Origin of the sequence: Haloprofundus halophilus (assembly GCF_003439925.1) — an archaeon.
Classification (GTDB): Archaea; Halobacteriota; Halobacteria; order Halobacteriales; family Haloferacaceae; genus Haloprofundus; species Haloprofundus halophilus.
In genome coordinates this window covers 62,625-71,975 of the sequence record NZ_QQRR01000004.1, presented here as the reverse complement: position 1 = coordinate 71,975, position 9,351 = coordinate 62,625, and the positions used below count along the sequence as shown (strand labels likewise).

The following is a 9,351-nucleotide window of genomic DNA, read 5'->3' as shown; positions in this document are numbered from 1 at the left end:
CTTTTGAATTCGTCTAAGTCCTAAGATAGGGACATCGCAGAGTCGCTAGTCAGAAAGTATAAGCCAGAGGGTTACGATAGTAAGTATATGACCAACACGCGAAACGAGGGACAACCTGCTAATAGCCAACCGGGACAGGGAACAACCATCCACTGAGACATGGCGGGCGACCTTGGAGTACGTCTGCTTGCTCTCCGGTGTGATGCGCTAGTCGACGCTACGACGACCGCCATCGAAGATCTCGTCGATTACTTCGATGCGGATCTCATCTACATTGTCGAAGAAAAGTTGGATATGCGAACCGTAAGCACTGTCGAGCGTACCGCCTCGTGCCCGGTAATTTACACTCGGGGGAGCGCGGTTCACACTGAGACTGTTGACGGGATTACCGTGTCCATCGTCAGGTCGCTCGACTTCATTGGTGGAGCCTCTACCGCCAGCGGGCAGGAGATTCCAGACGACGTCGACTACGTCATTTGTGATGAGATACAGACGAGCGCCGACTCGGTCTCTTTAGATGTCTCGCTCGATGGCCTCGAACACCTCGCTCGCTTCCAACACCGAACCGACCGAGAAGCGACGTTCCTCACCGGAGCCATGGAGGCCAGTTACGATTTCGTGTGGAAGGCCGACGTCGACGACGAGAGCGTTCGCCTTCCCGTCCGCGGGCTTGCTCCAACCCGTCGGCAAGGGGCACCCGAACTCGCCTGCCTTTCGCTTGATTCGGGTGGCCGCATCGCTTTGTCCACGACACCGGCGGATAAATTCGGCCTCCGAGCGCTCTCGGGTGTGGGCAAGGGAACCGCCCCGAAGCTCTCTCGGAATGGGTATGAGACGCGTGACGACGTCGCAGCCGCGACGGAACGCGATCTTCGTGAGGTTCGAGGTATCGGTGAGTCGAAAGCGCAGAGCATCCGCCAGAGCGCCCACGCGTTGTCCGAAGGATGCGTGATCCGTCTCACAGACGAAGCTGTCCCCGCAGCAGACTACAGTCCGCTATTCATTGATATCGAGACTGACGGCCTCAACCCGAGTATCATCTGGCTCATCGGGGTCTACGACCCTGAAACAGACGAGTACGTGGACTTCATCGATACGGAACCGTCACGAGACAACCCAGGGAAAGCCACTCGAGAGTTTGTTGCGTGGCTAGCCAGCGAGTACGATCGCACGTCCCTCATCGCGTGGAACGGCCACAACTTCGACTTCAAACACCTCAGCCGATTCATCCGAGGACACGCACCGGAGTACGCAGACTACTGGTCGGACTCCGTGTTCGAGTACGACCTGTTCGACTGGGCCGTGCGAAAAGACAACGCCATCCTCCCCGGTCGGACGAACCGGGTTGAAGACGTCGCTGAGGCTCTCGGGCATGGGCGCGACTCGGCTGCTGCCGCCGTGGATGGGAAATCACTGGCGAAGACCATTCAGCGGCTTCTCGTGTCTCCAGAGCGCGCTCGAGACGTAGACTGGGACACTGCACGGGCATACTGTGAGGCAGACGTCCGTGAGCTGGCTGCAGTCTACGAATCGATTGCTGAGGCGACGCCTGGCCACAAGCGTGCCAGCGTTCCAGCTGATGAAAACACCACGCAGACCGGACTCATGGACTTCTAACAATGCACGACGACCACGATACCGACCACAGCCAGACAGACCTCACGACCAACCCGAAGGACAACACCAACAACGGTGACATCGATATCGAGACGGACATCCTCCAACTCACCGGCGAGGAGCTCGAGAGTACCTACCCGAATAACCGCTACTTCGGGCAGGTTCACGAGAACTTCGAGATTCCCGCTCGTGAGGAAGAGACTGTTCCAGCAGGGGACGTGCTTCCGCCCAAGATCGCTCGAAACCTCGAATTCGACCCGTGGAGCCACCAAGCAGATGCTCTCCAGGTACTCGACCGCGGTGACAACGTGTGTGTAGCGACCAGTACATCCTCGGGGAAGACGCTGGTCTACGGTCTTCACATCGCTCGTCAATACCTTGAAGACCCGGAGACGCGGTCGCTTATCGTCTATCCGACGAAGGCGCTCAGTCGCGACCAGGAGCAAGAACTCAACGAGTTCCTTCGTAACACGCTTGGACTGGATATCAGTGTCGGCGTCTACGATGGTGACACGAAGAGCGAGGAAAAGTCTCGCATCCGCGATGAGTGCAACGTCGTAATCACGAACTTCGTCGGACTGAATCAGTATCTGGAGAGTCACCACCTATGGGCAGACTTCCACTCGAACTGCTCGCTAGTCGTTATCGACGAAGCCCACATGTGGACTGGCCTCGGCGGGATGCACGTCGCTTGGATCCTCCGACGCGTCCAACGGATCATCGATTACTACGGTGGCGATCCGCAGTACGTTCTCACGACGGCGACGATTGGCAATCCCACAGAACACGCTCTCGCACTCACTGGTGAGCCCGCGGCAGTCGTCGACGAAGACGGATCACCGCGAGGCATCCGTCACCTCGTGTTCTGGGACCCCCCGATGAGTGGTGACGACGGTCTCACTGACGACATTGACTCTCCGGCGCTGTCGAAGCGTCCTGCGACGGTCGAAGCCCCAGAAGTGTGGGCGCATATGTCCCAGAAGAACGTTCAGTCGCTCCTGTTCTGTGACTCGCGGAAGCTCACCGAACTGTCTGTCAACCGTGCGAAGCGGTTCATCAGCGACCCGGAGAACCGATATCAGGGAAGACCGGACCTCGCATCCTACCATGCCGGACACGGCAAACAGTCCCGTCGGGGGACGGAGTACCAACTCAAGGAAGGACACCTCGACGGCGTCTCGACGACAAGTGCCCTGGAAGTCGGTATCAATATCGGCGGCGTCGATGGGACCGTCCTCATGGGCTATCCGGGGTCGCGCCAGTCGTTCTGGCAACGAATCGGTCGATCGGGCAGAGGAACGCGAGATGCGCTCTCTGTGTTCGTCCCGAGCCACTCCACGCTCGACCAGTACATTCTCCAGCACCCGGAGTACGTCCTCGAAGAAGATCACGAGAGCGCCGTCGTTGACCTCGACAACAATCCCGTGTACCTCCAGCAACTCAACTGCGCCGCGCAGGAACTCCCCCTCACACGCGATGATGCAGAGGATTTCGGAGGCGAGGAACGACTGGAACGTGCCGTGGAATACGGCCGACGTAAGGGCGACCTCGAAGGATCGCTCGAGAGCGGCGTGATGTACGCCCATCGCGACCGCCCACAGGATGCGATCAGCCTGTACTCCTCCGGCGGAAACACCTTCGACGTCCGACTAGCTGGCGATGGATCGATTGATCACCAACCGATCGGCCGTGACCGGGCCTACAGAGACTACCACGAAGGTGCAACTGTTCTCCACCAGGGCGAGCAGTATCAGGTCGTCGAACTCCGAGAGGACATCCCACAGCCATACATCTCGCTCGAGAAAGCGAATGTGAGCTATTACACTCAGTCCCAAGGCCAGGTCAACATTTACGACACGGTCGTAGAGGACTCACGCGAGGTCGGACCGTTCACGCTCAACTGGGGGTATGGAACGGTATCTGTCCACTATAGCACGTACCTCAAGCGAGAAATCGGAAGCGGGGACGTACTCGAGCTGGGCAATGAAACTGGTGTGCCCCCGTTAGAAATGCGAACCCAGCTGTGTTGGGCCGAGACTCCCAACGACATCGAACGGGCGATGCTCAACAAGCACTCGGAGTACCACAATCCTGAATGCATCAACCTCCCACCGCGGCTTCACGGGTACCTCGGTGGGATTCACGCCGTCGAACATGCGATGATCGCCGTATCGCCACTTGAGCTGAAAGTCGATGGCGGTGACATCGGTGGCCTCGCAACGAATCGGCTTCCTGGCAATCCCGACAAGAGTGGATGGTTCATCTACGACGGTATCGAGGGCGGTCTCGGGTTCTCACGTTCGATTTACGAACACTTCGAAGATGTCGCCCGGCGTGCCCACGACCTCATTGTTGATTGTCCGTGCGGCCGTGACGAAGGGTGTCCTGCCTGTACGATGGACGACCGCTGCGGAAACGACAACCGCCCGCTGTACTCTCCTGCAGCTGCGGACGTCCTCGAGCATCTGCTCGGTGATCAGGAGGAGGATGACCTCAACGAACACCTCCCAGAGACGGGTAGCGAAGTGACCCCTGTCGAAGAACAGCGACCGCCTGCCTCAATCTCATAAGAATCCCTCAGAACCTCGTTGAGAATCAGTATCTTGGGTGACTTCGTCATTAGGGTGCAAATCACCACCACACACTGAAATATTCGATAAAATGTAGACCGTCAAAATGTTGATAGACCATCAGTTGTCGACGGGGTAGGACTTCTTTTTCATGGCATTTCGATACGAATTGACAGAGTTTATTTATCAGTGATATGTGCTTCTAGCTCACTGGTTAGTCGCAATGATGGAGGACGCTCTGGAACTACTTTACACGGGAGATCTTCACCTCGGCCGTCACCCGAGTCGGATCCCGGATGATCTGGATGGTCCCGAGCTGTCGCCGAAAGCCGTCTGGCTGTCGACGGTCCAAGAGGCAATCGAACGGGATGTTGACGCGATCGTGATTGCAGGTGATATTGTTGATCAGGAGAATCGCTATTTCGAGGCGTACGGAGCGTTCGAAGACGGAATTGCCCAACTCGACGAAGCAGGGATTCCAGTCGTCGTGATTGCCGGGAATCACGACTTCGATGCCCTCCCTGATATGGTTGACAACCTCGATTCCGACACGCTCCAATTCCTCGGGAGAGGGGGTCAGTGGGAACGCTGGACGCTCGAACAGGACGGCGAGCCGGTAGCCCATTTCGATGGCTGGTCGTTTTCGGCCGAACACGTCTACGAGTTCCCGCTCGAGGAGTACGAGCTTCCGGAGACCGATGACGCGCCTCATATCGGAGTGCTTCACGCCGACCTCAACTCACGAGGAAGCCGATACGCACCGGTTCTGTCCAGCGAGCTCCGCGATACCCCAGCAGATGCCTGGCTTCTCGGTCATATTCACAGTCCGGGGATCCAGATCGACTCGCGTCCACTGGCTTTGTACTCTGGATCGCCACAACCGCTCGATCCGGGTGAACAGCAGGCCCACGGCCCGTGGACGATTACGATACCCAAAAACGGAGAGGTACGTGCTGAACAGATCCCTCTAGCATCCGTTCGCTACGACCAGGTTTCGGTCGACGTGTCCGGGGTAGACGACCCGCAAGAAACAACCTCCGTAATTTCAGAGGAAATCAAGGAACACGTTCGATCCGAACTCGACACGAGATCGTTGGAACTCAGTCTAGTTCGGGTTTATCTTACCGGTCGGACGGATGCCCACTCGACGCTCGTCGATCAGCATCGGTCGATGGAGCGTGACCTCGGATTCCGGGAGGGATCGGTTTCAGTCCGAATCGAATCGATTGACGTCGACACTCGTCCGGCAATCGATCTTGAAGACCTTGCAGAAGGAGACAATGCAGCTGCGTACCTCGCTAACCTCCTGCTCGAAATCGAGAACGGTGATACTCGCGAATCCTACGGCAACGTGGTCGATGACTCGCTAGCAGCGGTGCGGCAGGCTCATAGTGCAAATGCGTACAATCCGCTCCGACGCGAAACCGAACTCGGGGATTCGGACGGCACTGACGCTATCGAACATCTCGAACAGCAGGCACGGGTACTGCTCGATACCCTACTCAGCCAAAAGGGAGGTAACGCATGACCAGGAACCCGATCTGCTTCGAGGAAATCCAGATCGTCCAAGCTCCTAGGTTCGAAACTGGTGGCTTCTCTGTCGACGACCTGTGCTCCGGCATCAATGTCGTTCATGGACCGAACGCGGCAGGAAAGACGACGCTCGCTGAGTCGCTCGAATGGCTTTGCTGGCCCGAAACCGCCGATGAGCGTGCATCCCTCGTGGGGCAGCTCTCACTGAACGGTGAAGACTGGCGAGTCGAAGTCGACAATGGCCGCACGAGTTACCAACGTGACGGCCAAGAGGCGAACGGTCCGAGCCTTCCTCCAGCCGATCAACGCGACCGCTACCGTCTCTCCCTCCACGACCTACTCCAGCGAGACAACAACAACGAATCGTTCGCCGAGATAATCGAGCGAGAATCAGCTGGTGGCTACGATCTCTCTGCAGCATACGACGAGCTCGGGTATTCGGATTCCCCGAGTCGGGCCAACAGGAATGTCGTCCAGAACGCCAAGGGAGCGATTCAGGAGTTACGTGAGGCGCGGAACGACGTTTCTGAACTACGCCAAGAGCAGAACGAACTCTCCCGGTTACGTGGTGAACTGGAGGCAGCGCGTCAAGCACAAGAGCGATCCGAACTGCTCGAGCAGGCGATCGACTACGCACAGGCGAGAAACCAGCTGGAGCAGGCTGAATCGAGGCTCGACGAGTTCCCCGATATCTTAGACCAGGTCGACGGAGACGAAATCGAGCGTGTTCGATCCCTCGAAGATGACATCGACGAGTGGACCGACAAAAAAGACGAGGCCGAGGAAACGAAAACGGACGCTCAAGAACGGCTTGATGAGGCCGACCTTCCTGAAGAGGGGCTCCCGACAGGCCGTATCGACCATCTGAAAGAGCTTCGCGATGACCTTGATTCTGCGGAGGACAGGAAGCGCGATCTCCAGGGCGACTTGGCTGACGCCCAACGGCAGCGAGAAACTGCCCGAGATGACATTCCCCTAGATGTCGATACCGGGGACCTCGTTGACTTGGAACCCGTCACGTGGAAGACCGTCTCGAAGTTCGCACGAGAGGCCGAGGAACTCCAGTCCGAGCGTGAAACCCGGGAGGCCGTCCAGCGACTACTGGAGGACGGTGAGCACCCTGAGCCCGATTTACCCACGCTCCAACGCGCGAGTCAGTCGCTGGAGGAGTGGCTGGCTGCGTCCGTTTCTACGGAGTCGAACGACGGTTCAGAGGCATTCCGAATCGCTGTGTTCTCGGCCGTTTCTCTCGCCTCGACGGGCATCGCGCTGGGTCTGCTGGTGCATCCACTGCTGTTCTCCATCCTGCTCGTCGCCGCTGGTATATTCTGGTATGGGCTGCGCGCTCGCTCACAGTCCAAAGACGGAGGGAATTCACGGGAACCGCATCGCAAGTCGTTCGAAAAAACCGGTGTGAACCCGCCGGCGGGGTGGACCGAAGACGAGGTTCGGTCTCGTCTGATCGGACTGTACGACGCAATCGCAGCGCACAAACTGGCCGAGCGACGGTCCGAATGGCGCGATAGCCTGGCGACGGATTCAGACACGCTCGAACAGAAAGAGCAGAATCTGGAGGAAACGCGTGCCAAACTCCAAGACCAGTTGGGCGCCGCGCCAGATGCGTCTGATGTCGAACTCGCCGTGATCTCCAAGCGAGTGCTCGACTGGCAGGAAGCCCACGACGAGGTTGAGGGGATTCAAGAGAGCATCGAAACCATCGACGACCAGATCGAGACCGCCCGCGAAGAACTCCAAGCGAAACTCGATCCCTACGGCTATGACGATGTCGAGAGGTCTGGTGAGGCAACCGAGGCAATCCGAAACCTCGAGAACCGCGAACAGCAGCGCGAAGCCGCACAGCGGGACCTTGACCAAGCTACCGAGACGATTCAGGAAGCGACCGAGAAGATAGGTGCGCTGGCGGACGAACGCGACGAAATCTTTGCGGCTCTGGATCTCGACTCCGATGACCACGATAGGTTGGAGGAACTCTGTGAGCAGGTTGAAGCATACGAATCGGCTACGGAGGACGTACGAGAGGCCAACATCCGGGCGAACACGGAAGCCGAAGAACTCGAAAGCTACCCGGGCTTCGAACCGGACCTCAAGAAGCAAGAGATTGCTGACCTCAGAGAAGACCTCCGTGAGGCGGAACGAACTGCTGAGGATTTCGACGACCTGCAGTCACGGATTGCCGATATCAAGGCAGAAATCAGGCAGGCAAAGTCCGACGACCAAGTTGAAACGGCGCTTGCGGAGCGTGATCGGGCGCTCGATGATCTGAAAGACCAACTCGAGGCCGACTGTGCTGCGATGGTCGGCGACGTGCTGGTGGATCACGTTCAGGAGGCGACGATGGAGACTAGTCGCCCGGACGTCTTCGAGCGTGCTCGTGAAATCCTGACGACGATCACTCGCGGCCGGTATCGGTTGGACTTCGATGAGGCCGAAGCCGAGTTCCGTGCGTTCGACGAATCCAAACAGAAGGGACTCGCGCTCGACGAGCTTTCGAGCGGTACTCGGGTGCAGGTCTTACTCGCCGTTCGAATCGCCTTCGTGGAACAGCAGGAACAGGGCGTTCGGATTCCACTCCTCCTCGACGAGACGCTTGCCAACACCGACGACCGCAGGGCGAAGACGATCATCGAGTCGACGATCGAACTCGCCCGGAACGGTCGGCAGGTCTTCTATTTCACCGCACAGGGCGACGAAGTGGCGAAGTGGACTGCTGCACTAGAGAGTACGAACAGCGTCAACCACGAAATCATCGACCTTGCAACGGTTCGCGATGTCGACGACTCCGTTCATATCCCCGATCTGGACTCTATCGAGTCGTTCACTCCGAAGTCCCCCAGTCCCGACGGTCACGACCATTCCTCGTATGGAGACGAACTCAAGGTGGATTCGTTCAATCCGCACCGTGGCGTCGGGACGGCGCACCTGTGGTACGTAGTCGACGATGTCGAAACCCTTCATCAACTCTTGGAGCTCGGGATCGAGCACTGGGGGCAGCTGAATAACCTGCTGCAGTGGGGCAACGGAGACCTCTCCTCAGTTGATTCCGAACAGGTAACGGTAGTAGAAGAGAATGCCGCGGCGCTGAACGAGTTCGTCGACGCCTGGAAGGTTGGTCGTGGCGAGCCCGTTGATCGAGAGGTTTTCGAAGCCTCTGGCGCCGTAAGCAGTAACTTCATCGACGAGGTTAGTGAACTTGCTGAGTCAGTCAATGGCGATGGCAGGCAGATCGTTGAGGCCTTGCACAACGAAATAAGCGGGTTCTATAGCAGTAAGGCGAACGAGCTGGAGACGTATCTTGAAGAGAACGGGTACATCGAACTTCGTGAGACGCTGGATCAGGGCCAGATTCGTGCTCGTGTCATCGAGCGTTACGTCGACGAAGGTATCTCTCGAGATGAGGCCAAAGACAGGAGTGAAAACCTGCTGTCACGTATAAACAAAAACTGATTCTTTCTCGCTGAATTCGGTACTTGTGCCTTGCTAGATACTGGTTCGAAGTCTCTGACCCAATGAAGACGAGAATCAAGAAATCAGAGTCTCGGAGTTTAGGTTGTGATGCGTGCCTTATTTTCACATCCGATTCATCTGGGTAGGCTTTCGTCTGGTGATTAGT

General features: G+C 57.6%; 4 protein-coding genes. All 4 read left to right on the top strand.

The features are described from left to right. Nucleotides 1-159 precede the first annotated feature (159 nt). The 4 genes from DV709_RS17230 to DV709_RS17215 all read left to right on the top strand — a co-directional run bounded on the left by DV709_RS17230 (nucleotide 160) and on the right by DV709_RS17215 (nucleotide 9,185). Complete coding sequence (locus tag DV709_RS17230) at nucleotides 160-1,617, top strand: ribonuclease H-like domain-containing protein (protein WP_117595684.1); 1,458 nt, start codon at nucleotides 160-162, stop codon at nucleotides 1,615-1,617. 2 nt (nucleotides 1,618-1,619) lie between these two features. Next, on the top strand, nucleotides 1,620-4,187 hold the full coding sequence (locus DV709_RS17225) for a DEAD/DEAH box helicase (protein ID WP_117595683.1): 2,568 nt from the start codon (nucleotides 1,620-1,622) through the stop codon (nucleotides 4,185-4,187). A 223-nt stretch (nucleotides 4,188-4,410) separates the two neighbouring features. Next, nucleotides 4,411-5,715, top strand: coding sequence for a metallophosphoesterase family protein (locus DV709_RS17220; protein WP_117595682.1), 1,305 nt, complete (start codon nucleotides 4,411-4,413; stop codon nucleotides 5,713-5,715). Beyond that, nucleotides 5,712-9,185, top strand: a complete 3,474-nt coding sequence (locus DV709_RS17215) for an AAA family ATPase (RefSeq protein WP_117595681.1) — start codon at nucleotides 5,712-5,714, stop codon at nucleotides 9,183-9,185. The genes DV709_RS17220 and DV709_RS17215 overlap by 4 nt, the downstream gene beginning before the upstream one ends. Nucleotides 9,186-9,351: the final 166 nt, after the last annotated feature.

Excerpts from the sequence above, each read along its gene's own strand:
- DV709_RS17230 (WP_117595684.1), top strand. The coding sequence starts at position 160 with ATGGCGGGCGACCTTGGAGTACGTCTGCTTGCTCTCCGGTGTGATGCG.
- DV709_RS17225 (WP_117595683.1), top strand. The coding sequence starts at position 1,620 with ATGCACGACGACCACGATACCGACCACAGCCAGACAGACCTCACGACC.
- DV709_RS17215 (WP_117595681.1), top strand. The coding sequence starts at position 5,712 with ATGACCAGGAACCCGATCTGCTTCGAGGAAATCCAGATCGTCCAAGCT.
- DV709_RS17220 (WP_117595682.1), top strand. The coding sequence starts at position 4,411 with ATGATGGAGGACGCTCTGGAACTACTTTACACGGGAGATCTTCACCTC.